This window comes from Actinocatenispora comari (assembly GCF_017312725.1).
Classification (GTDB): domain Bacteria; phylum Actinomycetota; class Actinomycetes; order Mycobacteriales; family Micromonosporaceae; genus Actinocatenispora; species Actinocatenispora comari.
Map to the genome: position 1 here is coordinate 40,199 of NZ_BOPO01000076.1, position 22,955 is coordinate 63,153.

22 protein-coding genes and 1 riboswitch are annotated in these 22,955 nt (G+C 72.3%); of the genes, 12 read left to right on the plus strand and 10 right to left on the minus strand.

The genetic code is table 11. The features are described from left to right. Positions 1 to 30: 30 nt before the first annotated feature. Positions 31 to 672 (minus strand): nicotinamide mononucleotide transporter family protein, encoded by a 642-nt coding sequence (locus NUM_RS19990; protein WP_207126423.1) that lies wholly within the window; start codon positions 670 to 672, stop codon positions 31 to 33. A gap of 66 nt (positions 673 to 738) precedes the next feature. Further along, a riboswitch (FMN riboswitch) is annotated at positions 739 to 865 on the minus strand. 136 nt (positions 866 to 1,001) lie between these two features. On the opposite strand from NUM_RS19990, the gene NUM_RS19995 reads away from it, so the two are divergent. Genes NUM_RS19995 through NUM_RS20005 form a run of 3 tightly spaced genes read left to right on the plus strand, consistent with a single transcriptional unit; the run spans position 1,002 to position 2,364 of the window. Then, positions 1,002 to 1,418: an SRPBCC family protein gene (locus NUM_RS19995; RefSeq protein WP_207126424.1), complete on the plus strand. Its 417-nt coding sequence runs from the start codon at positions 1,002 to 1,004 to the stop codon at positions 1,416 to 1,418. A 2-nt stretch (positions 1,419 to 1,420) separates the two neighbouring features. Continuing rightward, positions 1,421 to 1,906 carry a MarR family winged helix-turn-helix transcriptional regulator gene (locus NUM_RS20000; protein ID WP_207126425.1) on the plus strand — a complete coding sequence of 162 codons (486 nt, stop codon included), beginning with the start codon at positions 1,421 to 1,423 and terminating at the stop codon, positions 1,904 to 1,906. A gap of 50 nt (positions 1,907 to 1,956) precedes the next feature. Further along, on the plus strand, positions 1,957 to 2,364 hold the full coding sequence (locus NUM_RS20005) for a DivIVA domain-containing protein (protein ID WP_207126451.1): 408 nt from the start codon (positions 1,957 to 1,959) through the stop codon (positions 2,362 to 2,364). Between the two features lie 57 nt (positions 2,365 to 2,421). Here NUM_RS20005 and NUM_RS20010 read toward each other — a convergent pair whose 3' ends face one another. Genes NUM_RS20010 through NUM_RS20020 form a run of 3 tightly spaced genes read right to left on the minus strand, consistent with a single transcriptional unit; the run spans position 2,422 to position 5,821 of the window. Beyond that, positions 2,422 to 3,168: a succinate dehydrogenase/fumarate reductase iron-sulfur subunit gene (locus NUM_RS20010; RefSeq protein WP_207126426.1), complete on the minus strand. Its 747-nt coding sequence runs from the start codon at positions 3,166 to 3,168 to the stop codon at positions 2,422 to 2,424. Beyond that, positions 3,165 to 5,102, minus strand: coding sequence for a fumarate reductase/succinate dehydrogenase flavoprotein subunit (locus NUM_RS20015; protein WP_207126452.1), 1,938 nt, complete (start codon positions 5,100 to 5,102; stop codon positions 3,165 to 3,167). Before NUM_RS20015 ends, NUM_RS20010 begins: the two co-directional genes overlap by 4 nt. A gap of 14 nt (positions 5,103 to 5,116) precedes the next feature. Beyond that, complete coding sequence (locus NUM_RS20020; protein WP_207126427.1) at positions 5,117 to 5,821, minus strand: succinate dehydrogenase cytochrome b subunit; 705 nt, start codon at positions 5,819 to 5,821, stop codon at positions 5,117 to 5,119. 42 nt (positions 5,822 to 5,863) lie between these two features. Here NUM_RS20020 and NUM_RS20025 point away from each other — a divergent pair, with 42 nt between their 5' ends. The 3 genes from NUM_RS20025 to NUM_RS20035 all read left to right on the plus strand — a co-directional run bounded on the left by NUM_RS20025 (position 5,864) and on the right by NUM_RS20035 (position 9,339). Continuing rightward, a complete protein-coding gene (locus NUM_RS20025) occupies positions 5,864 to 6,832 on the plus strand; it encodes a LysR family transcriptional regulator (RefSeq protein ID WP_207126428.1) in 969 nt (322 codons plus the stop codon). A 57-nt stretch (positions 6,833 to 6,889) separates the two neighbouring features. Then, positions 6,890 to 7,711, plus strand: a complete 822-nt coding sequence (locus NUM_RS20030; RefSeq protein WP_207126429.1) for a hypothetical protein — start codon at positions 6,890 to 6,892, stop codon at positions 7,709 to 7,711. Between the two features lie 200 nt (positions 7,712 to 7,911). Next, the gene (locus NUM_RS20035; protein ID WP_207126430.1) at positions 7,912 to 9,339 is read left to right on the plus strand and encodes a hypothetical protein; all 1,428 of its coding nucleotides are present in this window, start codon (positions 7,912 to 7,914) and stop codon (positions 9,337 to 9,339) included. 72 nt (positions 9,340 to 9,411) lie between these two features. On the opposite strand, the gene der is transcribed toward NUM_RS20035, so the two are convergent. Both der and cmk read right to left on the minus strand, forming a co-directional pair. Beyond that, positions 9,412 to 10,800, minus strand: coding sequence for a ribosome biogenesis GTPase Der (gene der / locus NUM_RS20040; protein ID WP_207126453.1), 1,389 nt, complete (start codon positions 10,798 to 10,800; stop codon positions 9,412 to 9,414). Between the two features lie 71 nt (positions 10,801 to 10,871). Next, positions 10,872 to 11,579, minus strand: coding sequence for a (d)CMP kinase (gene cmk / locus NUM_RS20045; protein WP_225918715.1), 708 nt, complete (start codon positions 11,577 to 11,579; stop codon positions 10,872 to 10,874). A gap of 559 nt (positions 11,580 to 12,138) precedes the next feature. On the opposite strand from cmk, the gene NUM_RS20050 reads away from it, so the two are divergent. The 6 genes from NUM_RS20050 (at position 12,139) to NUM_RS20075 (ending at position 18,832) form a co-directional block, all read left to right on the plus strand. Further along, positions 12,139 to 13,899 carry an ABC transporter substrate-binding protein gene (locus NUM_RS20050; protein WP_207126431.1) on the plus strand — a complete coding sequence of 587 codons (1,761 nt, stop codon included), beginning with the start codon at positions 12,139 to 12,141 and terminating at the stop codon, positions 13,897 to 13,899. Between the two features lie 34 nt (positions 13,900 to 13,933). After that, positions 13,934 to 14,941, plus strand: a complete 1,008-nt coding sequence (locus NUM_RS20055; protein WP_207126432.1) for an ABC transporter permease — start codon at positions 13,934 to 13,936, stop codon at positions 14,939 to 14,941. After that, complete coding sequence (locus tag NUM_RS20060; protein WP_207126433.1) at positions 14,941 to 15,849, plus strand: ABC transporter permease; 909 nt, start codon at positions 14,941 to 14,943, stop codon at positions 15,847 to 15,849. Before NUM_RS20055 ends, NUM_RS20060 begins: the two co-directional genes overlap by 1 nt. Beyond that, a complete protein-coding gene (locus tag NUM_RS20065) occupies positions 15,846 to 16,871 on the plus strand; it encodes an ABC transporter ATP-binding protein (RefSeq protein ID WP_207126434.1) in 1,026 nt (341 codons plus the stop codon). Before NUM_RS20060 ends, NUM_RS20065 begins: the two co-directional genes overlap by 4 nt. Then, positions 16,868 to 17,701: an ABC transporter ATP-binding protein gene (locus NUM_RS20070; RefSeq protein ID WP_207126435.1), complete on the plus strand. Its 834-nt coding sequence runs from the start codon at positions 16,868 to 16,870 to the stop codon at positions 17,699 to 17,701. Before NUM_RS20065 ends, NUM_RS20070 begins: the two co-directional genes overlap by 4 nt. 210 nt (positions 17,702 to 17,911) lie before the next feature. Continuing rightward, positions 17,912 to 18,832, plus strand: a complete 921-nt coding sequence (locus NUM_RS20075) for an EamA family transporter (RefSeq protein ID WP_207126436.1) — start codon at positions 17,912 to 17,914, stop codon at positions 18,830 to 18,832. Here NUM_RS20075 and NUM_RS20080 read toward each other — a convergent pair. The 4 genes from NUM_RS20080 to NUM_RS20095 all read right to left on the minus strand — a co-directional run bounded on the left by NUM_RS20080 (position 18,802) and on the right by NUM_RS20095 (position 22,876). Further along, positions 18,802 to 19,545, minus strand: coding sequence for a pseudouridine synthase (locus tag NUM_RS20080; RefSeq protein ID WP_370467021.1), 744 nt, complete (start codon positions 19,543 to 19,545; stop codon positions 18,802 to 18,804). The two genes, NUM_RS20075 and NUM_RS20080, sit on opposite strands and share 31 nt — an antisense overlap. Further along, positions 19,542 to 20,369, minus strand: a complete 828-nt coding sequence (gene scpB / locus NUM_RS20085; protein ID WP_207126456.1) for an SMC-Scp complex subunit ScpB — start codon at positions 20,367 to 20,369, stop codon at positions 19,542 to 19,544. The genes NUM_RS20080 and scpB overlap by 4 nt, the downstream gene beginning before the upstream one ends. Positions 20,370 to 20,815: 446 nt before the next feature. Next, positions 20,816 to 21,880, minus strand: coding sequence for a segregation and condensation protein A (locus tag NUM_RS20090; protein WP_370467022.1), 1,065 nt, complete (start codon positions 21,878 to 21,880; stop codon positions 20,816 to 20,818). Between the two features lie 114 nt (positions 21,881 to 21,994). Continuing rightward, complete coding sequence (locus NUM_RS20095; protein ID WP_207126458.1) at positions 21,995 to 22,876, minus strand: ParA family protein; 882 nt, start codon at positions 22,874 to 22,876, stop codon at positions 21,995 to 21,997. Between the last annotated feature and the right edge of the window lie 79 nt (positions 22,877 to 22,955).

The window sequence follows — 22,955 nt, forward strand, 5'->3', positions numbered from 1 at the left end:
CTCGGTCGAGGGCCGCCCCGCTTCGTGCGCTCAGGCGTTGGCGTGTTCGGCGGTGCGATGCACCGCCTCGCGGCGGGCGGTGCGCAGCCAGTCGCGCACCCCGATCAACACCAGGACCGCGAAGACCACGTAGACCGCGGCGGAGAAGTACAGGTGGGAGTGGATCTGCAACGGCACGCCCACCGCGTCGACCGCGAGCCACACCAGCCAGAACTCCACCAGCCCGAGCCCCTGACCGGCGAAGGCGACCACGGTACCGACGAAGATCCAGGCGTCCGGCCACGGCGCCCACGACGCGTTCAGCACGTCGAGCAGGACCGCGACCCCGACCGTACCGGCGGCCAGCACCGCGGCGATGACCGCCCGCTCGCGCCAGGTCGCGGTGCGCACCAGCACCCCGTGCACCGGGTCGCGGCGGCGCGACCAGGCCCACCAGCCGTACACCGAGATCGCCAGGATGACCACCTGCCGCGCGGCGAGCCCGCCGAGGTCGGCCGAGGTGTACACGACGAACAGCAGCACCGTGGCGAGCACCTGGATCGGCCAGGTCCACAGGGTGCGCCGCTGCGCCAGGAAGACCACGGCGAGGGCGGCGAGCTGGCCGAGGATCTCGGCGTACGAGATGCGTTGGCCGAGAATGCTGACGCCGTACTGCATCAGGCCGTGCCCCATCGCAAGCCCCTTCCTGCACCGGGGCATCCTGGACGCACGGCGACGGCTCGGTGCACCGCCAGCCGCGTGCGCGTCCTCCCATCCGGACTGTCACCGTCGGTACCGGAGTTCCACCGGTTCAATCGCCGACACTGATCGGCGAGTCGCGGACTGTCACCGCCGGTTCGGACTTTCACCGAGCCCCGGAGCGCATGCTCTGTCTGCGATCAACCCTTTCACGTTCCGGCTTGTTCCAGGCCACGGTGTGACCGACCCGACCGCCTTGCCGGACCGCGCCCCGGTGTCTTAGTCTGCGCGAAGATAATCTTCGCGCAGATCAGGAGGCGGCCATGTGGCAGCACGAGTACGTCGGCGAGACGCCGGCCGGTCCGGAGCGGGTGTGGCGGGTGCTCCGCGATCTGGACCACTGGGCCGACTGGGACACCTCGATGGAGTCGGTGCGGCTGGACGGCGAGTTCCGGGTCGGCTCCCGGGTGGTCATGACGCCGATCGGCCAGGACCCGGTCGTCTCGACCATCGACGAGATCGCCGACGGCACCGCGTACGCGGACGTCACCGAGTTCGGCGGCGTCACCCTCCGGTTCCGGCACTCGCTGGAAACGCTGCCCACCGGCGGGACCCGGGTGCGGCACCGGCTGGAGATCACCGGCGCGGCGGCCGACACCCTCGGACCGCAGCTCGGTCCGCAGATCACGGCGGACTTCCCGGAGGCGATGGCCGGGCTGCTCGCCCGGGCCGAGAAGTGACGGTGGCCGACGGCGGGGCGGCGACCAGCGACGGGGCGGGCCCGACCCGCTACCCGGGCGGCGCCGCCGACAGCCCCGGGTTCCTGCTCTGGCGGCTCACCCTCGACTGGCAGCGCGCGATCACCGCCGCCCTCGCCCCGTACGGGCTGACCCACGTGCAGTTCGTGCTGCTGGCGTGCGCCTGGTGGCTGGGCGAGCACGGCGAGCCGCCGAACCAGCTCGGGCTCGCTCGCCAGGCCGGTACCGACGTGAAGATGACCTCGCAGGTGGTGCGGAAGCTGGCGGCCAAGGGGCTGCTGGAACGCGCGGTCGACCCGGCCGACAGCCGGGCCCGCCGGCTGCGCCTGACCGCCGCCGGCGGTGAGCTGGCGCGGCGTGCGGTGCGCGCGGTCGAGGCGGTCGACGCGGAGTTCTTCGGCCCGGACGAGCCGGCCGCGACCCGGCTGCTGACCCGGATGCTGCACCGCCGCCCCGACCGGCACGGCTGATCCCGCCCCCGGGTGCCCCGGCTGGCTACCATGCACGGCCGGAGGTGGCGATGACCGACTTCGAGCCGCGGTTCGACATCCGGCTGCGCGGCTACAACGTCAAGGCGGTGGACGACTGGATCGCTCAGCTGCGGACCGGCGTGTGGATCGCGCCGAGCTTCCCGACCGCGCTGCGCGGGTACGACGCCGGGCAGGTGGACCGCTACGTCGAGCAGACCTCGTCCGGTTCGACACCGCGTCCGGAGCCGGCCGCCCCGGCGGCGGGCGACCGACCGGCGGCGAGCACCGTCGACCCGGTGTTCACCGTGGTGCTGCGCGGGTACGAGATGCGGGCGGTGGACGACTGGATCGACCAGTGGCGGGCCGGCGGCACCGCCCCGGCGCGCTTTCCGGTGGTGCTGCGCGGCTACGACCGCGCGCAGGTGGACCGGTACGTCGACCAGGTCACCGGGCGCTGACGGAGCGCCCCGGTGTCCACGATGGACACCGGGGCGGCCGTCGCGCTCACCGGCCGGTCAGCGGCCGGCCTTGCGGGTGGCCCGCAGGAACTCCCGGTTCATCTTCGCGATGCTCGCGAGCGGGATGCCCTTCGGGCAGGCCGCCGCGCACTCGCCGGTGTTGGTGCAGCCACCGAAGCCGGCCTCGTCCATCGTGGTGATCATGTTGAGCACCCGCGACTCGCGCTCCGGCTGGCCCTGCGGCAGCACGTTCAGATGGTTGATCTTCGCCGAGGTGAACAGCATCGCCGAGCCGTTCGGGCACGCCGCCACGCAGGCACCGCAACCGATGCAGGTCGCGTTCTCGAACGCCGTGTCCGCGTCCGGTTTCGGCACCGGTACCGCGTGGGCGTCCGGCGCGGTCCCGGTCGGCGCGGTGATGTAGCCGCCGGCCTGGATGATCCGGTCGAACGCCGACCGGTCCACCACCAGGTCCTTGACCACCGGGAACGCGCCGGCCCGCCACGGCTCGATGTCGATCACGTCGCCGTCGGCGAAGTGCCGCATGTGCAGCTGGCAGGCCGTGGTGCGCTCCGGGCCGTGCGCCTGGCCGTTGATGACCATGCCGCACGAGCCGCAGATGCCCTCGCGGCAGTCGTGGTCGAACGCCACCGGCTCCTCGCCGCGCAGGATCAGGTCCTCGTTGAGGATGTCGAGCATCTCCAGGAAGGACATGTCGCCGCTGACGTCGGCGACCTGGTAGGTCACCATCTGGCCCTCGGCGTCCGCATTGGGCTGCCGCCAGATCCGCAGGGTGAGGTTCACGCGTAGCTCCGCAGGGTCGGGTGGACGTACTCGAAGTCCAGGTTCTCCTTGTGCAGCACCGGCGGCTCGCCGACGCCGGTGTACTCCCAGGCCGCGACGTAGCTGAACCGGTCGTCGTCGCGCTTGGCCTCACCGTCGTCGGTCTGCGACTCCTCCCGGAAGTGCCCGCCGCAGGACTCCTCGCGGTGCAGCGCGTCCAGGCACATCAGCTCGGCCAGCTCCAGGAAGTCGGCCACCCGGTTCGCCTTCTCCAGCGACTGGTTCAGCTCGAACCCGGTGCCCGGCACCTTGACCCGCTGCCAGAACTCCTCGCGCAGCTCCGGGATGCGCTTCAGCGCCTTGCGCAGCCCCTCGGCGTTGCGCGACATGCCGCACTCGTCCCACACCAGCATGCCCAGCTCGCGGTGGAACGAGTCGACGGTACGGTCGCCGTCGACGGCGAGCAGCCGCTTGATCCGGTCCTGTACCTCGCCGACCGTGGCGGTGACCACCGGGTCGTCCGGCGACACCTGGTCGAACCCGCCGCGGGCCAGGTAGTCGTTGATCGTCGCCGGCAGCACGAAGTAGCCGTCGGCCAGCCCCTGCATCAGCGCCGAGGCGCCGAGCCGGTTCGCGCCGTGGTCGGAGAAGTTGGCCTCGCCGATCACGAACATGCCCGGGATCGTCGACTGCAGGTCGTAGTCGACCCACAGCCCGCCCATCGTGTAGTGGATCGCCGGGTAGATGCGCATCGGCACCTGGTACGGGTCCTCGGCGGTGATCCGCTCGTACATCTCGAACAGGTTGCCGTACTTCTCGGCGACCTTGTCGCGGCCCATCCGCTTGATCGCGTCGGCGAAGTCGAGGTACACACCGAGGCCGCCCGGGCCCACGCCGCGGCCCTCGTCGCACACGTTCTTCGCCGCCCGGGAGGCCACGTCGCGCGGCACCAGGTTGCCGTACGACGGGTAGACGCGCTCCAGGTAGTAGTCGCGCTCGTCCTCGGGGATCTGCTCCGGCGAGCGGGTGTCGCCCTTCTTCTTCGGCACCCAGATCCGGCCGTCGTTGCGCAGCGACTCGCTCATCAGCGTCAGCTTCGACTGGTGCTCGCCGGAGCGCGGGATGCAGGTCGGGTGGATCTGCGTGTAGCACGGGTTCGCGAAGTGCGCGCCGCGCTTGTGCGCCCGCCAGATCGCCGTGGCGTTGGACCCCTTGGCGTTGGTGGACAGGTAGAACGTGTTGCCGTACCCGCCGCTCGCGAGCACCACCGCGTCGGCGAGGTAGGTGGAGATCTCGCCGGTGATCAGGTCGCGGGCCACGATGCCGCGGGCCCGGCCGTCGACCACGATCAGGTCGAGCATCTCGGTACGGGGGTGCATCTCGATGTTGCCCGCGTCGATCTGCCGCTCCAGCGCCTGGTACGCGCCGAGCAGCAGCTGCTGCCCCGTCTGGCCGCGGGCGTAGAAGGTGCGCGAGACCTGCACGCCGCCGAACGAGCGGTTGTCCAGCAGCCCGCCGTACTCCCGGGCGAACGGGACGCCCTGCGCGACGCACTGGTCGATGATCTCCACCGAGACCTGCGCCAGCCGGTACACGTTGGACTCGCGGGAGCGGAAGTCGCCGCCCTTGACCGTGTCGTAGAACAGCCGGTAGATCGAGTCGCCGTCGTTGCGGTAGTTCTTCGCGGCGTTGATGCCGCCCTGCGCGGCGACCGAGTGCGCCCGGCGCGGCGAGTCCTGGTAGCAGAACTGGATGACGTGGTAGCCCTGCTCGGCGAGGGTGGCGCCGGCCGAGCCGCCGGCCAGGCCGGTGCCGACCACGATGACCCGGTGCTTGCGCCGGTTCGCCGGGTTGACCAGCTTGGCCCCGAACCGGCGCTTGTCCCACCGGTCCTCGACCGGGCCGGACGGCGCCTTGGTGTCGACGAGGTCGTCGCCGACCGTGTACGAACCGATCTTGTTCGACATGATCAACTCACCAGCCCGGTCATCACCGCGACCGGTACGGATAGGAAGCCCACGGTGATCACGAGCGCCAGGATGGTGGCGATCGTCTTGAAGGCCACGTTGCGGGCCGCGTTGTTGGCGCCGAGCGTCTGCGCCGCCGACCAGAAGCCGTGGTAGATGTGCAGGCACAGGGCGAGCATCGCGACCACGTAGATCAGCCCGATCCACCACACCTGGAAGTCGGCCACGACGTTCTGGTACGGGTGGCCGGCCTCGCCGCGCGGGTTCACCGCACCGACGGTCAGGTCCAGGATGTGCCAGACCACGAACAGCGCGATGATGACGCCGCCGTAGCGCATGGTGTTGGTGGCGAAGGTGGCCCGCCACGGCCGCTTCGACCGGTACCGCTGCGGCCGGGCGTGGATGTCGCGGTGGGTCAGCTGGATCGCCGAGACCACGTGCGCGACCAGGCAGCCGAGCAGGACCACCCGCTGGATCCACAGGTACCAGCTGTAGTGCAGGGCCGGCTCGCCGATCGTGCGCAGCCAGTGCGCGTAGCCGTTGAAGTCGGTCGGGCCGAAGAAGATCTTCAGGTTCCCGGCCATGTGCACGATCAGGAACAGCAGCATGATCACGCCGGTGGTGGCCATGACCGCCTTCTTGCCGACGGTCGAGTGCCACAGCGTGCGGAGAGGTGAGGGGCGGGCCGCCCGGGTCGCTATTGCCACGTCCGATAACGGTAGGACCGGTTGTGGTATGAGGTCCAAGACATGATCGCGCTGGACTCCATAGCCTCCAGCTATCGTGGGGTCGTGCAGCTCCAGCAACTTGCCTACTTCCTCGCCGTCGCGGAGACCCGGCACTTCACCCGCGCCGCCGAGGCGGTGCACGTCGCCCAGCCCTCGCTGTCCAAGCAGATCCGGGCACTGGAGCACGAACTGGGTGCGCCGCTGTTCAGCCGGGCCCGCGGCAACATCTCCCTCACCCCCGCCGGTGAGACGCTGTTACCGCTGGCCAGGCGGATCCTGGCGGACGTCGACACCGCCCGGCTGGAGGTGCAGGAGCTGGTTCAGCTGCGCTCCGGCCGGGTGCGGCTCGGTGCCACTCCGAGCCTGCTGACCGGCCTGCTGCCGGCCGTCCTGCGGGAGTACCGCCGGCAGTACCCGGGGATCCGGCTGACCATCGAGGAGTCCGGCTCCCGTGACCTGGTCCGCGACCTGGCCGAGGGCGAGCTGGATGTGGCGCTGATCATCCTGCCGGTCGCCGCGTCCGGCCCGGCCCTCGCCACCACTCCCCTGCTCCGGGAGGAGCTGGTGGTCGCCTCCGCCATCGACGCGCCGCCGCCGACCAGCGCGGACGCGATGCGCATCACGGACCTGGAGGACCAGCCGCTGGTGATGTTCCGCCGCGGGTACGACCTGCGCGAGTTCACCGTGACCGCCTGCCACGACGCCGGGTTCGAGCCACGGTTCGCGATCGAGGGCGGCGAGATGGACGCGGTGCTCGGCTTCGTGTCCGCCGGCCTCGGTCTCGCCGTGGTGCCCAGCATGGTGGTCGCGGACAGCTTCCGGATCACCCCGTTCGCCCGGCCCGGGCTGTCGCGCACCATCGGCCTGGCGCACCGCAAGGACGTCCAGCCGCCGCGCGCCGCCCGCGCCCTGCGCGACGTACTGCTCGGCTACCTGGACCAGGCGGCGCGCGCCGGCACCCTGCCCCGCGGTACCCGGCCGGTCACCTGACGCCGATCGACGGGGGGCCGGGTGGCCCGGGTGGCCGCGATCACGAACAATCGCTGCATGAGCGACTACCCCGGTTGGCGACCCGACCAGAATCCGGGCCAGCACGCCCCGACGGGCGGGTGGAGCGCCCCGACCGCGCCGCCACCGAGGCCGCCACGGCGCCGGCCCGGCTGGTTCCCGGCGGTGATCGCGGTCGGCGCCGCGGCGCTGGTCGGCATCGTCGTGGTCAGCATCACCCTCGCGGTCGGCGGCGGGTCCGGTGGCACCGGCGGGCACCCGTCCGCCCACGACTCGACCCTGTCGCGACCGGCCAGCGCGTCGGCGAAACCGTCACCGAGCACGTACGACACGCTGCCGGACCCATGCTCGCTGGGCAGCACCAAGCCGAAGAAGGTCGCCGGCGCGAAGGCGGACGGCAGCCCCGGCGACGAGCAGAGTCTGTGCTCGTGGGAGATCTTCCACAGCGACCGGACCGCGTACCTGCAGATCGAGCTGACCAGGTCGACCAGCTCGCGGGGCCCGATCGACGACGCGAAGAACACGTTCGCCGACGACAAGTCGTACGCCGGGGAGGCCGACAACAAGTACGAGAAGGACCCGAAGGACATCTCCGGGCTGGGCGACCAGGCGTTCACCGCGAAGTACACCAACGTCGTCGTGTACGGCAAGAGCGAGGCGGACGCGAAGAACTACCACCTCGGCGGGGCCTGGGTCGAGGCGCGCGCAGGGAACGCGATCGTCTCGGTCAAGTGGGGCGGCGCCAGCTACAGCGGCGCCAGCTCGGACGGCAAGTCCTACGAGGGCACCAACTACAGCTACGCGACCGCCGACAAGCAGGCCCGGGCGATCGTCAAGTACCTGCTCGGCAAGCTGTCCTGACCGCGGCCGCCGGCGGCGCCGACCGGGGTGCCGGCGGCGCTGACCGCGGCCGCCGGCGGCGCTGACCGGGGTGCCGGCGGGGCGCCGGGGGCCGCGGCGTGCCGGGGTCCGCCGGAGCGCTGACACGGCGCAGTGCGCGGGCCGGCCGCTGACAGCGTCGTGTGCGGCCGCGATCAGCGGCCGGCGGCAGCATGGCCGGCATGCAGAACGCATCCGACATCCGGCTCGGCGTCACCCGCGGCATCAGCTACGGACTGCTGACCGAGCCCGAGCCACTGGTACCGGCGGTCCGCGACCTCGGCGGCCGGCTGCTGCGCGTCTTCCTGTACTGGCAGCAGCTGGAGCCACGGCCCGGCGAGTACCGCTTCGACGACGTGGACACGCTGCTCGCGACGCAGGACGCCGACACCGAGCTGTGGCTGACCGTCTGCGCCAGCTCGCTGTGGGGCACCCGGGAGCGCACCGACCTGCTGCCGCCGTCGCCGCCCACCGACCCGGCCGCCTACGAGCGGATGGTCGGCGCGCTGGTCGCGCACTGCGCCGGCCGGGTGCGGTACTGGCAGCCGGAGAACGAGCCGTGCTACCCGTACTTCTGGGCCGGCAGCCGGGACGAGTACGTCGAGCACCTGGCCCGGTTCCACCGCGCGGTGAAGGCCGCCGACCCGACCGCGACCGTGGTACTCGGCGGGGCACCGCCCGGCGCGCTCGGTGCCGACGACGACGAGGAGGCGCGCTGGTTCGCCGCGCTGCTACCGGCGGTCGGCGAGCACGTCGACGCCCTCGACGTGCACCTGTACGGCGACGTGTACGCGACGGGTCCGATGATCGAGCGCGGGCACGCGATGATGCGGGCGGGCGGCTACGACCGGCCGGTACTGGTCGGCGAGTTCAACGGCCCGCTGCCGTTCGAGGACCCGACGGTGTTCGGCGAGCTCGGTGAGGTGTTCGCCGCCGGTGCGATGTCCACCGAGGCGATCACCGGCACCGTCGCGCAGTACCGGGCGCACGCGGACACCGAGACGCCGCCGCGCGCCGCGCTGCGCCGGCTGTACGAGCGGGCCGACACCCTGCCCGACACGCTGCGGATGTTCCTGCGCGACTGCCCGCCCGAGCTGGAGTCGCGCCGGCACCGGATCGCGGCGCGCCAGCTGGTGCAGCGCACCGTCCTCGCGTGCGCCGCCGGGGTGCACCGGGCATCCTGCTGGAACCTCGCCCCGGAGGAGCCGGAGCGCTTCGGCGACCGGTACGAGCTGATGGACCTGCTGTTCGGCAAGTTCGCCCTGCTGGACCGGGTGGCGGAGCCGACGCGGACGCCGGCGGCCGAGGCGTTCGCGCTGCTCGCGGCGCATATGTCCACAGTGGACGGGGTGGTCCGGCTGGCCATCCCGGAGCCGGACGCGTACGTCCACGCACTGACCGGGCCGGCGACGCCGCGGCTGGTCGGTTGGGCCCGGCGCGACGCATTCGCCGACCCCGACGACGAGGAGAGCACCGCGGTCTCGGTGCCGTGGGGCCACCCGGGCGCGACCGCGGTCGACGTGTTCGGCGACCCGGTCACCGTCACCGTCGACGACGGCCACCTGCACCTCGACCTCACCGGTACCCCGGTGCTGGTCACCGCCCGCTGACCGGCAACGCCGCGGCGCTCCACCGACCGCCGCGGCGGACCGGACTCGGCGGCGCGCGCCGGGGGCGGCCGGTCAGTGCTTGCCGGACTTGTCGCCGCGGCGCTTGCGCGGCCGCACCGACAACTGGATCGGGCTGCCGACGAAGCCGAAGTCCTCGCGCAGCCGCCGCTCCACGTACCGCACGTAGGCCGCGTCCAGCGCGCCGGTGGTGAACAGCACGAACCGCGGCGGGCAGACACCGGCCTGAGTGGCGAACAGGATGCGCGGCTGCTTGCCGCCCCGCACCGGGTGCGGGTGCGCCTGCACCAGCTCGGTCACCCACTGGTTGAGCCGACCGGTCGGCACCCGGGTCTGCCAGCCGGCCAGCGCCGTGCGCATCGCCGGCGCGAGCTTGTCCACCGCCCGGCCGGTACGGGCCGAGATGTTGAGCCGCGGCGCCCAGGTGATGCGGCGCAGGTCGCGCTCGATCTCCCGGGCCAGGTAGTAGCGCCGGTCCTCGTCGACCAGGTCCCACTTGTTGAAGGCGATGACCAGCGAGCGGCCGGACTCCTCGACCTTGGTCAGGATCCGCTGGTCCTGCTCGGAGATCGGCTCGCTCGCGTCCAGCAGCACGACGACCACCTCGGCCGCGTCGATCGCGGCGTTGGTGCGCAGGCTCGCGTAGTACTCGGTGCCGCTCGCGGTGCCGACCCGCTTGCGCAGCCCGGCCGTGTCGACCAGCTGCCAGGTCTGCCCGCCGATCTCGGCGAGCGAGTCGACCGGGTCGACGGTGGTACCGGCGACGTTGTCGACGACCGCCCGTTCCTCCTTGGTCAGCTTGTTCAACAGGCTCGACTTGCCCACGTTCGGCCGGCCGACCAGGGCCACCCGGCGCGGCCCGCCGGCACCCGGCTCGACCGCGGCCGGCTGCTCCGGCAGCTTCGCCACGACCAGGTCGAGCAGGTCACCGGAACCACGGCCGTGCAGCGCCGAGATCGGCAGCGGCTCGCCCAGCCCGAGCGACCACAGCACCGCCGCGTCCGACTCCAGCCGGGTGTTGTCGATCTTGTTGGCGACCAGCAGCACCGGCTTGCCGCCGCGCTGCAGCACCCGGGCCGCCGCCTCGTCGGTGTCGGTACTGCCGACCACGCCGTCGACCACCAGGATCACCACGTCGGCGGCCTGCATCGCGGACTCGGCCTGCGCGGCGATGGCCGCCGCGCGGCCCTTCGCGTCGGGCTCCCAGCCGCCGGTGTCGACCACGGTGAACGGCCGGCCGTTCCAGGACGCGTCGTAGGCGACCCGGTCCCGGGTCACCCCGGGGGTGTCCTGCACGACCGCCTGCCGGCGGCCGATGATCCGGTTGACCAGGGTCGACTTGCCGACGTTCGGGCGGCCGACCACCGCCACCACCGGCACCGGGCCGGTCGGCTGGTCGGGCAGGTCGAGACCGGGCGCACCGAAGCCGTCGTCGGACAGCAGGTCGAACTCGCCGTACGCGGCCGGGTCGGGGACGTCACCGGCGGGCCGGGCGTCCGGGGGGACCGAGCCGGTCACGGCGCCTCGACCCCGGCCGGGGCGTGCTGGGCCAGCAGCCCGAGCAGCCGGTCGACGACCTGGTCGATCGACTCGTACGTGGTGTCGACCGCGAGCGCGCCCTCGGCGGCCTCCAGCGGCTTGGTCACCTTCGAGTCGGCGGTGTCGCGCCGCTGCAGGTCGGCCGCGGTGGCGGCGACGTCGGTCGAGTTCTCCGCGCTGCGCCGGCGGGCCCGCTCGGCCGGGTCGGCGGTGAGGAACACCTTCAGCTCCGCGTCGGGTGCGACCACGGCGCCGATGTCGCGGCCCTCCACCACGATGCCGCCGGCGTCGCGCGCGGCGTCGATCAGCCGGCGCTGCTCGGCGATCAGGTGCGCCCGCACCGCCGGCACCCCGGACACCGCGGACACCGCACCGGTGACCTCCGGGCCCCGGATCGCGGCGTCGACCGCGACGTCGCCGACCCGGACCGACACGGCGGTCGGGTCGGTGGTGATGGTCAGTACGGCGGAGCGCACGCAGTCGGCGACCGCGTCCGCGTCGGTCGGCTCGACGCCGGCGGCCAGCACCGCCCAGGTGGCCGCCCGGTACATCGCGCCGGTGTCCAGGTAGCCGGCGCGAAGCGCGACGGCCAGCCGCCTGGCCACGGTCGACTTCCCGGAGCCGGACGGCCCGTCGATCGCGACCACGCCGTGGAACGGCGTCCGATTGCTGTCGGTCTGCACCGCTGTCCTCCCTGGACATGCCGTCACTCTGCCGGCGCCGGGTGCCACCCGCTCCGTCCCGTCGGGCCGACCGGCGGCGCACCGACGGGCCGGCGGTGGACGCCGGACACCACCAGCGAGTCTACGGAGCGCTCCGGACCAACCGAGCACCGCGCCGCCGGGGGGCCGCGCGAGCCGATCCGAGGCGTACCGGCGGCCGGCTGGCGAACCGGTTCACCTCAATGTTTGCGGAGCCGCCTTGCAGCCCTGTTTTCAAAGCTCGAAGGCTCGTCGGCCCAGCGTCGGCGAAACCGCTACGAAAATTGACTTGCACAGGGATTGCGCCACACTCCGGTCCGCTCTAATCTCCTTCTACCAGCTCAGGTCGGATCGTATCCGAGCACGTCTTTACCCGTGCCCGGCGCGGATTCGGTGGCGTGTCGTCATTTCTTGAAGCCACGATGACGCGGCGGAACCGGTGCTCGTGCACCCCCATCCCGCATTCATGGTGCTCTCATTCCAGCTCATTGCTGAACCGGTCAACCACAAAACGTAGCGGCTCCGTGGAGGAGGCAGCACGATGACCGAGAAATCCGCACCACAGCCCACCCGCCGACAGTTTCTCGCCGGGGTGTCGTTGGCCGGGGCCGGCGCCGCTTTCGGCGGCACCCTGCTCACCGGATGCAGCAGCGGCGGCGGCGCCGGCGGCAAGCGCGGCAAGACCCTGTTCGTGGCCGGGTTCCAGTGGTCCCCGCCCACCACCTTCAACCCGCTCAACCCCAACGCCGGCTGGCCCACCGCGCAGGACAACATGCAGCTGGTCTTCGAGACGCTGTTCGGGTTCAACCTGCTCGACGGCAAGCTCGAACCGCAGCTGGGCAGCAAGCTGACGGCCCCGGACGACCACACCCTGCAGGTGACCCTGCAGCCGAAGGCGACCTGGCAGGACGGCAAACCGGTCACCGCCGACGACGTCGTCTACACGCTGGAGCTGGCCAAGAGCCATCCCGAGGTGCCGTTCGGGTCGTTCTTCGAGTACGCGAAGTCGGTCACCGCGACCGACCCGCACACCGTGACGATCGAGCTGGACGCGAAGCAGCCCAACCCCGGCATGGTCAAGTCGTCACTCGCGACCGTCTACATCATGCCCCAGCACGTCTGGGCGCCGATCGAGCAGAAGACCAAGCAGCTGTCCGAGTACCCGGTGACCAAACCGGTCGGCTCCGGCCCGTACAAGCTGGACAAGTTCTCCGCCTCGCAGCTCGCGTACACCCGCAACGACAAGTACTGGGGGAAGGCGGTGCGCGGCAAGCTGCCCGCACCGCAGTACCTGGTGCATCCGATCTTCAAGGACAACAGCGCCGGCAACCTCGCCTTCGAACGCGGCGAGGTGGACGTGATGCAGCAGTTCACGCCGGAGATCTGGAAGATGTGGCAGGACAAGCACGAGCCGGTCGGCACCTGGTACGACAAGGCTCCGTACCAGGTGCCGGGGTCGATCCCGATGCTGGTGGTCAACACGACCAAGAAGGGATTGGACAACCCGAAGGTGCGCCGGGCGCTGGCGTTCGCCATCGACTACGCCCGGATCGCGAAGACCGCGATGTCGCAGTACTCCGACCCCGCGCGCTCGTCGGTGATCCTGCCCCGCGGTGTGGAGGAACAGTACTTCGACGCGCAGAACGTCGCGCAGCACGGCTGGAAGTACGACCCGGCGCAGGCCCGGTCGATCCTGGAGAACGAGCTCGGCGCGAAGAAGGGCTCCGACGGGGTGTACAAGCTGCCCGACGGCACCCGGCTCGGCCCGTGGAGCGCGCAGACCCCGACCGGCTGGTCGGACTGGCAGACCGCACTGCAGGTGGTGGCGGAGAGCACGAAGGAGGCCGGCTTCGACATCTCCACGAAGTTCCCGCAGCAGGCGCAGACCACCACCGCGGTGCAGAACGGCAACTTCGACCTGGCCTGCTGGTACGTGGCCGGGGTGAGCGCGGCGAGCCCGTGGCAGCGGTTCCGCGACGTGCTCGACTCGCGCGGGGTGCCGAAGCCGGGCACGTCGGCGTTCTACAACTACGGCCGGTTCCACGATGCGCGGGTGGCACCGCTGCTGGACAGGGCGGCGACCCAGACCGGCGCGGAGGCCAAGCAGACCTACGGCGAGCTGGACCGCATCTTCATGGCCAACGCCCCGATGATCCCGCTGGTGTACCGGCCGCTGGACTTCTACGAGTTCAACACCGGCACCTGGAGCGGCTTCCCCACCGCCAAGCACCCGACCGCACCGCCGCAGTTCCGCGGCGCCGGCATCGACTGGCTCTACGACCTCAAGCCCACCACGAAGTGACGGGCGTTCCGGAGGTGGTGAAGGTGGAACGCTCATGAGCCTGCCGCGGTATCTGGGCCGCAAGGCGGCGTGGTACCTGGGTGCGCTGCTGGTGGCGATCCTGCTCAACTTCCTGCTACCGCGGCTGATCCCGGGCAACCCGGTGGACACCATCGTCTCGTCGCTGTCGCGCGGTGGCGTGGAGGGCAGCCAGCTGCACGCCATCCACGCGCACTACGTGCACGAGTTCGGACTGGACAAGCCGCTGTGGCAGCAGTTCGTGGTCTACCTCGGCCATCTGGCGCACGGCGACCTGGGCGTCTCGTTCGCCCAGTCGCCGGCGACGGTACAGGGGCTGATCGGGCAGGCGCTGCCGTGGAGCATCGCGCTGCAGCTGCCGGCGATCCTGCTCGGCTGGCTGGTCGGCAACGTGCTCGGTGCGCTCGCCGCCTACCGCGGCGGCTGGTTCGACCGCGGCGCGTTCCTCGGCTCGCTGTTCACCTCGTCGATGCCGTACTACTGCGTCGCGATCCTGCTGCTGTACCTGCTCGCGGTGGTGATCCCGGTGCTGCCGCCGTCCGGCGGGTACTCGTTCGGCAACTCGCCGGAACTGAGTGCCGCGTTCGTGTCCGACGCGCTGACGCACTACTGGCTGCCGTTCCTGTCCCTGGTGATCGTGTTCGTCGGCGGTCAGGCGGTCGGCATGCGCTCGATGGCGGTGTACGAGCTGGGCAGCGACTACGTCAACTACGACCGCGGGCTGGGCCTGCGGGACCGTACGATCATCCGCTACATCTTCCGTAACGCGATGTTGCCGCAGGTCACCGGGCTGGCGCTGTCGATCGGGACGCTGGTCGGCGGCGCGCTGATCACCGAGATCGTGTTCTCCTACCCCGGCGTCGGCACCCTGCTGTTCACCGCGATCAGCCAGAACGACTACCCGGTCGTGACCGGACTGACGCTGCTGATCGCGGTCGCGGTGCTGGTCGCGAACTTCTGCGTCGAGATCGCCTACGGCATCATCGATCCGCGCATCCGGGCGAGCAGCAGAGGTGAGCGCTGATGTCGGCCGCACGCTTCTCCGCCCGGTTCTACGTGGCGGCCGGCATCGTCGCCGCGGTCCTGCTGTTCGGGCTGGTCGCACCGCTGGTGTTTCGCACCCACCAGGTCGGCGACGTGGTCGGCGGGCTGTACGACCACCCCAGCGCGCACGCCTGGCTGGGTACCGACAACCTCGGCCACGACGTGTTCACCAACCTCATGTACGGCACCCGCACCTCGCTGCTGATCGGCCTGGTCGCCGGCGCGATCGCGACGCTGCTCGGGGTCGCCGTCGGTACCCTCGCCGGCTACCGCGGCGGCGCGGTCGAGGAGGGGCTGATGGGGTTCACCAACGTCATCCTGGCGATCCCGTCGATCGTGGTGCTGGTGCTGATCTCCATCGCGCTGGGCACCCGCTCCACCCTGACCCTCGCGGTGGTGCTCGCGGTCACCAGCTGGCCGTGGACCGCGCGTGCGGTGCGCGCCCAGGCGTCCAGCGTGCGTACCCGCGAGCACCTGGACGTGGCCCGGCTGTCCGGCGCCGGCACGTTCTCGCTGATCTGCTACGACGTCGTGCCGTACATGCTGTCGTACATCTGCATGGCGTTCGTGCTGCAGGTCTCCGGCGCGGTGCTCAACGAGGCGGCGCTGTCGATGCTGGGGCTCGGCCCGTCCGGCGGGGTGTCGCTGGGCATCATGCTGCACTGGGCGCTCGCCTGGGAGTCGGTGCGCACCGGCGCCTGGTGGGCGTTCGTGCCGCCCACCCTGCTGCTGACGCTGCTGGCGTTCGCGCTGCTGATGCTGCAGTCCAGCCTGGACGAGCTGTTCAATCCGCGGCTGCGCCGGCACGCCCGGCGCCGGCGTACCGCCCGGCCCGCGGCGCTGCCGCTGCCGGTGGAGCGCCCGGTACCGGAAGGAGCGGCGGAATGAGCGACACCGCACCGGCGGCGCCACTGGTGCGCGCCCGCGGGCTGCGCGCGGCGTACCGCTCCCAGCGCGGGTCCGACGTCGTCGCGGTCGACGACGTGAGCCTGGAACTGTCCGGCGGCCAGGTGCTCGGCATCGCCGGCGAGTCCGGAAGCGGCAAGTCGACGCTGGCCGCGGTACTGTCGCTGACCGCGCGGCCGCCGCTGTCGGTGCTGGGTGGCGAGCTGACCATCGACGGCGAGCAGCTCGACCTGTCCGGTGGCCGGCGCCCGCCGCGTACCTGGCGCGGCAGCGTCGTGTCGCTGCTGCCGCAGGGCGCGATGAACTCGCTGTCGGCGACCACCCGGGTGGGCGACCTCGCCGTCGACGTGGTCCGGGCGCACCGCGGCCGGGTCCGCCGCGCCGACGCGCTCGACCTGCTCACCGACCGGCTGGACGCGCTGGACCTGCCGCGCCGGGTGGTGGACAGCTACCCGCACCAGCTGTCCGGCGGGATGCGGCAGCGGGTGGTCACGGTGCTGTCCACGCTGCTGGACCCGAAGCTGCTGATCGCCGACGAGCCGACCTCGGCGCTGGACGTCTCCACCCAGCGGGCCCTGACCGAACTGCTGCGCGAGCTGCTGCACCGCGGCCTGGTCGGCGGGATCGTGTTCGTCACCCACGACCTGCCGGTGCTGCGCGCGGTCGCCGACCGCATCGCCATCATGTACGCCGGTCAGCTGGTCGAGGTCGGCGACACAGCCGGGCTGATCGACGACCCGCGGCACCCGTACACCGCGGCGCTGCTCGCCTCGGTGCTGGTGCCGGAGCCGCAGATCCGTACCCGCCGCGTCGGCGGGATCGCCGGCGCCCCACCGGATCTGGCCGCGCCGCCGACCGGCTGCCGGTTCCATCCGCGGTGCAGCCTCGCCACCGACGTCTGCGCCGAGCAGTCCCCGCCGCTGCTGGGCACGATCGGCGCCGGCTACAGCACCTGCTGGTGGCGCGCCGAGCATCCCGACGAACCGCTGGAGGCGAGGCTGTGAGCACCGAACCGACCGGCAGGACGACACCGGCGGACGACGGCAGCGCGTCGGCGGCCGCCGACGCGGGCGACGCGCTGGTCGTGGGCGAGCACCTGACCCGGGTGTTCGGGCGCGGCGACGCGGCGGTACGGGCGGTCGACGACGTGTCGTTCGCGCTGCGCCGCGGCGAGATCACCACCGTGGTCGGCGAGAGCGGCAGCGGCAAGTCGACGCTGGCCCGGATGCTGCTCAAGCTGCTGCCGGTCACCTCCGGCCGGCTGGTCTTCGACGGCGCCGACGTGACCGACCGCACCGACACCACCGCGTACTGGCGGCAGGTGCAGGCCGTCTTCCAGGACCCGTTCAGCGCGTTCAACCAGTTCTTCACGGTACGGCGGCTGCTCGCCCGCTCCCGCCGGCTGCTCGGCGCCGAACTCACCGAGGCCCGCATGGTCGAGGCGCTGGAGCAGGTCGGGTTGGCGGCCGGCGACGTGCTCGGCCGGTACCCGCACCAGCTGTCCGGCGGGCAGCGGCAGCGGGTGATGATCGCCCGCGCGCTGCTGATGCGGCCGAGCCTGCTGATCGCCGACGAGGCCACCTCGATGCTGGACGCCTCGCTGCGCGCCACCATCCTCAACGTGCTGACCGACCTGCGCGACCGGGCCGGGCTGACGATCCTGTTCATCACCCACGACATCGGGCAGGCCTGCTACGTCTCCGACCAGGTGTTGGTGCTCAGCCGGGGCCGGCTGGTCGAGTCCGGGCCGGCCGAGCGGGTCATCTTCGATCCGCGACACGACTACACCCGCAAGCTGCTCGCCGACGTACCCCGGCTGCACGACACCGGCTGACCCCGACCGACCGGCCCCCGGTTAGAGTTCGAGCATGCGTTTCTGGCACGTCGTCACGCCGCCGCCCGCACGCTGAGGGCGCCGCGGCACCACGTCACCGCCACCGGGTCGTAGCCGGCCCGGCGGCGGTCACCGTGCGGTACCGGCAGGAAGCCGGCGCCGCCTGCGCCCACCACCGGTCCTGACCGATCTCGTCGTGGGAGCAGCGTCGTGTCCACCTCCGCCCTGGAGACCTCCGTACCCGCCGGCCGCGCCGGTGCGCTGTGCGTCCTGGCCGCGGCCGCCCTGTGGGGCAGCACCGGCACCGTCAGCACGTTCGCCCCGGGCGGAGTACCGCCGCTCGTGGTCGGCTCGTCCGGCCTGGCGATCGGCGGACTGCTGCTGTACCTCACCGGACGGCTCGCCGGCGCCGGGCCCGCCGCGCGGGGCCGCCGGGAGTACCTGCTGGTCGCGCTCGGCGCCGCCACGGTCGCCGGCTACCCGCTGACGTTCTTCCCGGCGGTCGCCCGGGCCGGCGTGGCACCCGGCACGGTGATCATGCTGTGCTGCGCGCCGGTCTGCGCTGGACTGTTCGACTGGCTGGCGCGCCGGCACCGGCCGCAACGCCGCTGGCTGGTCGCCACCGCCGGCTGCCTCGCCGGTGCGGTGCTGCTCGCGGTCGGCGGTGACGCCGGCGGCCGGGTCGATCCGCTGGGCATCGCGCTCGCCGTCGCGGCCGGCGCCAGCTACGCCGCGTACACCGCGGTGGCCGGGCTGTTGATCTCCCGGGGCCGCGGCTCGGCGCCGGTGACCGGCGCGATGTTCGGCGGCGGCGCGCTGCTGGTACTGCCGGTGCAGCTCGCCGCCGGGCCGGCCTGGATGCTGCACGGCCACGGACCGCTGGTGGTGGCGCACCTGGCGCTGGTCACCACGTTCCTCGCGTACGTGCTCTACGGCCGCGGCCTGCGCACGGTCACCGCGGCCGTCGCCACCACCCTCGCGCTCGCCGAACCGGCCGTCGCGACGATCCTGGGCGTACTGGTCCTGCACGAGCGGCTCAGGGTGGCCGGCTGGGTCGGTGAGGCGTTGCTCGCCGTCGCGCTGCTGCTGCTCGCGGTCGGTCAGCGGGCGCCGGCCTCCACCGCGCGGTAGAGGCCGCCCAGCTCCTCGCGGCCCAGCGGCCGGGTCACCCCCGGCCGCAGGTCGCCCAGCGCCACCGGACCGATCCTGGTCCGGATCAGCCGCTCCACCGGATGTCCGACCTCGGCGAGCATCCGGCGCACGATGCGGTTGCGCCCCTCGTGCAGCACCACCTCGACCAGCGCGCGGTCCCGGTCGGTGGACACCACCCGGAACCTGTCCACCGCGGCCGGGCCGTCCTCCAGCCGCACACCCTCCCGCAGCCGCCGGCCGACCGCCGGCGGCACCGGCCCCGGCACCTGCGCCAGGTAGGTCTTCGACACCTCGTACGAGGGGTGCATCAGCCGGTGCGCCAGGTCGCCGTCGTTGGTCAGCAGCAGCAGACCCTCGCTGTCGGCATCCAGCCGGCCGACGTGGAACAGCCGGGTCACGTCGCCCGGCACGTACTGCGCGAGGGTGCGCCGGCCGCGGTCGTCGGACATCGCCGACAGCACGCCGCGCGGCTTGTTCAGCGCCAGGTGCACCATCCGGTCGTCGGTGACCACCCGCAGCCCGTCCACGTGCACCACCGACACCCGCGGGTCGGCCCGGTCACCCAGGTGCGCCTCCCGCCCGTCCACGGTGACGCGGCCGGCCGCGATCAGCTCCTCGCAGGCACGCCGCGACCCCAGCCCCGCCGCCGCCAACACCTTCTGCAACCGCTGGAGGGGCTCTGGTTCGGTCACGATGCTTCCTCGGGGAGTTCGTCGGGCAGGAACGGAGCCAGGTCGGGCAGCTCGTCGGTCGAGTTGATGCCCATCCGCTCCAGGAACAGCGTCGTGGTGCGGTAGAGGTACGCGCCGGACTCCGGCTCGGCGCCGCACTCCTCGATCAGCCCGCGGGTCAGCAGGGTGCGCACCACCCCGTCACAGTTGACGCCGCGGATCGCGGACACCCGCGACCGGCTGACCGGCTGCTTGTAGGCGACCACCGCGAGCGTCTCCAGCGCCGCCTGGGTCAGCCGCACCTGCTGGCCGTCCAGCACGAACCGCTCCACGTACGGGGCGAAGTCGTCCCGGGTGTAGATGCGCCAGCCACCGGCGGCCTGGCGCAGCTCGAACCCGCGCCGCTGCTGCGTGTACGACTCGGCCAGCTCGCGCACCGCCGCCGCCACGACCGCCGTCGGACGCTCCAGTACCTGCGCCAGCACCACCTCGCTGACCGGCTCGTCCACCACGATCAGGATGGCCTCCAGCGCCGCCCGCAGCGTCTCCGGGTCGTCCAGCTCCGGCAGCGCCCGCGCCTCGTCCGCCGCGTCCGACCCGGCCCCGTCGCTCGGCGCCGGCGTCTCGGCATCGCCATCCGTACCGACGGCGCCGTCCGGTTCCTCGGGCGAGGAAGGTTCGGCGTCGTCGTTCGACGCCCGGTCCCCGGCCGCCGCGGCAACCTCCGCCGGCTCCGCGTCCCCCGCTGGCTCGCCGGCCCGTGCCGACCGCCCATCCTCGACCGGTGCGACCTCGTCGCCCAGCCCCACGCCATCGCCCGGCACCACGTCCACGGCCGGCTCCATGCCGTCGGCCGGCTCCACACCGTCGGCCGGCTCCGTGCCGCCGGCCGGGTCCGCGTCGTCGACGGGCACCACGTCATCGGGCGGCGCCACGTCGTCGACGGGCTCCGCCGGGGCTGACGGCTCTCCGTCGGCGGGGGGTTCGAGGTCGTCGGTCGGCGTCGTGGCCTCGGCTGCCGGCGGGGCGGCGGTCGGCTCACGCCCCACGGTCGACGCGTCGTCCCGGACGGTCGGCTCGGCGGCGGGCACGCGGTCGCCGGTACCAGCGGACTCGGAGTCGCCGAGCTCGGAGTCGCCGGACCCGGAGTCGCCGGACCCGGAGTCGCCGGACCCGGAATCGGTGGACTCGGGGTCGGCGGGTTGTGGGCGGGCCCAGGGCGGGGTCCAGGCGGCCACCCGGTCGGCCAGCGACGACGCGTCGTCGCGCGCCGGGACGTCTTCGCTGCCGGTCACGTGCTCTCCCCCTGTTGCCGCTGCGGCCGTTCGGCGTCGGCGGGCGGCTCGGCCGCGGCCGGCGGCGTGCCCGCGTACTCGTCCACGTCGATGGCGGCGGCGCCGTCGCCGCCCTGCCACCGTACGGTCAGCTCGCCGAGCGCTTCCAACTGCTCGAACCCGACCATGTTCTCCCGGTACATCTCCAGCAGGGCGAGGAACCGGGCCACCATCTCCAGCGTGTTCGCGCAGTCGGAGCACAGCGCCCGGAACGTACCGGTACCGATGCGTTGCAGCCGTTCGGCGAGGATCGCCGCGTGTTCCCGGACGCTGACCCGCACCATGTGCACGTGGTCGATCGCCACCGTCGGCGGCGCCTTCGGGGTCATGCCGCGCACCGCGAGCTGGGCGAACCGGTCGAGCCCGACGGCCAGCACGATCTCCGGCAGCACCTCGGCGTACCGCGGCTCCAGCCCGACCGTACGCGGGTAGCGCCGGGCGGCCGACTTCTCCAGCTCGTTGAGGTGCGCGGCCGCCTGCTTGAACGCCTTGTACTGCAGCAGCCGGGCGAACAGCAGGTCGCGCGCCTCCAGCAGGGCGAGGTCCTCCTCGTCCTCCACCTGCGCGGACGGCAGCAGCCGGGCCGCCTTGAGGTCCAGCAGGGTGGCCGCGATGATCAGGAACTCGCTCGCCTCGTCCAGGTCCCAGTCGCTGCCCATCGCCCGGATGTGCGCGATGAACTCGTCGGTCACCTTGGACAGCGCGACCTCGGTGACGTCCAGCTTGTGCTTGCTGATCAGCTGCAGCAGCAGGTCGAACGGGCCTTCGAAGTTGTCCAGCCGGACGCTGAACCCGCCGCGCCGACCGCCGTTGTCGCCTTCGCCGTCGGCATCGCCGGGCGCCGCCGCAGCGCCCTCGGCACCGTCGTCGGGTCCGGGGGCCGCGCCGACGTTCGGACCCGCGTCGTCGGCCGTGGGCGCGGTGTCGGCGGCCTCGGGGCCCGCACCGGCGTCAGGTGCCCCGACCGCGCCGGGATCGGCGGTCGGTGACGACTCGGGTTCGGACGGTACGGGCGTGCTCACCTGCGCAACGTTACCCACGCCGGGCCGGTCGGCCGCACCGGTCACCACACCGGCACCGGCGCGAACCCGGGCAGCCGGCCGCCCCCTGTCACCCCACGCACCGAACGACCGTACCTACATCCCCTGGCGCAGCGACTGCTGGCCGATGACCTCGCGGGCGAGCTGCCGGTACGCCCGGGCGCCGGACGACGAGGGTGCCCAGGTGGTGATCGGCTCGCCGGCCACCGTGGTCTCCGGGAACCGCACCGTGCGGGTGATGACGGTCTGGTACACCCGCTCACCGAACGCCTCCACGACGCGCTGCAGCACCTGCCGGCAGTGCGTGGTGCGCGAGTCGTACATGGTGGCGAGGATGCCTTCCAGCTCCAGGTCGAAGTTGAGCCGCTCGCGCACCTTGTCGATCGTGTCGAGCAGCAGCGCCACCCCGCGCAGGCTGAAGAACTCGCACTCCAGCGGGATCACCACACCGTGCGCGGCGGTCAGCGCGTTGACCGTCAGCAGCCCGAGCGACGGCTGGCAGTCGATCAGGATGTAGTCGTACTCCTTCAGCGCCGGGCGCAGCACCCGGGTCAGCGTCTGCTCCCGCGCCACCTCGTTGACCAGCTGGATCTCGGCGGCGGACAGGTCGATGTTGGCCGGCAGCAGGTGCAGGCCGTCCACGTTGGTCTTGAACAGCACCTCGTCCAGGCTCACGTCCCGCTGCATCAGCAGGTTGTAGATGGTCAGGTCGAGGTTGTGCGGGTTGACCCCGAAGCCCACCGACAGCGCGCCCTGCGGGTCGAAGTCGACCATCAGCACCCGGCGCCCGTACTCCGCGAGCGCGGCGCCCAGGTTGATCGTGGTGGTCGTCTTGCCGACGCCACCCTTCTGGTTGGCCATCGCGATGATGCGGGCCGGCCCGTGCCGCTCGACCGGCGGCGGCTGCAGGATCGGACGCTTGATCGTGTACGCCGACGGGTCTGCCGGACCCAGCTCCGCCTCAGCGCCGAGCTCCATGGGAGGTGGCTCCTGCCGGAGCTTGTCCCACGCGTCCCCGCTGAGACTCGTCATCCTCAACACCCTTCCCGCCGGCTGC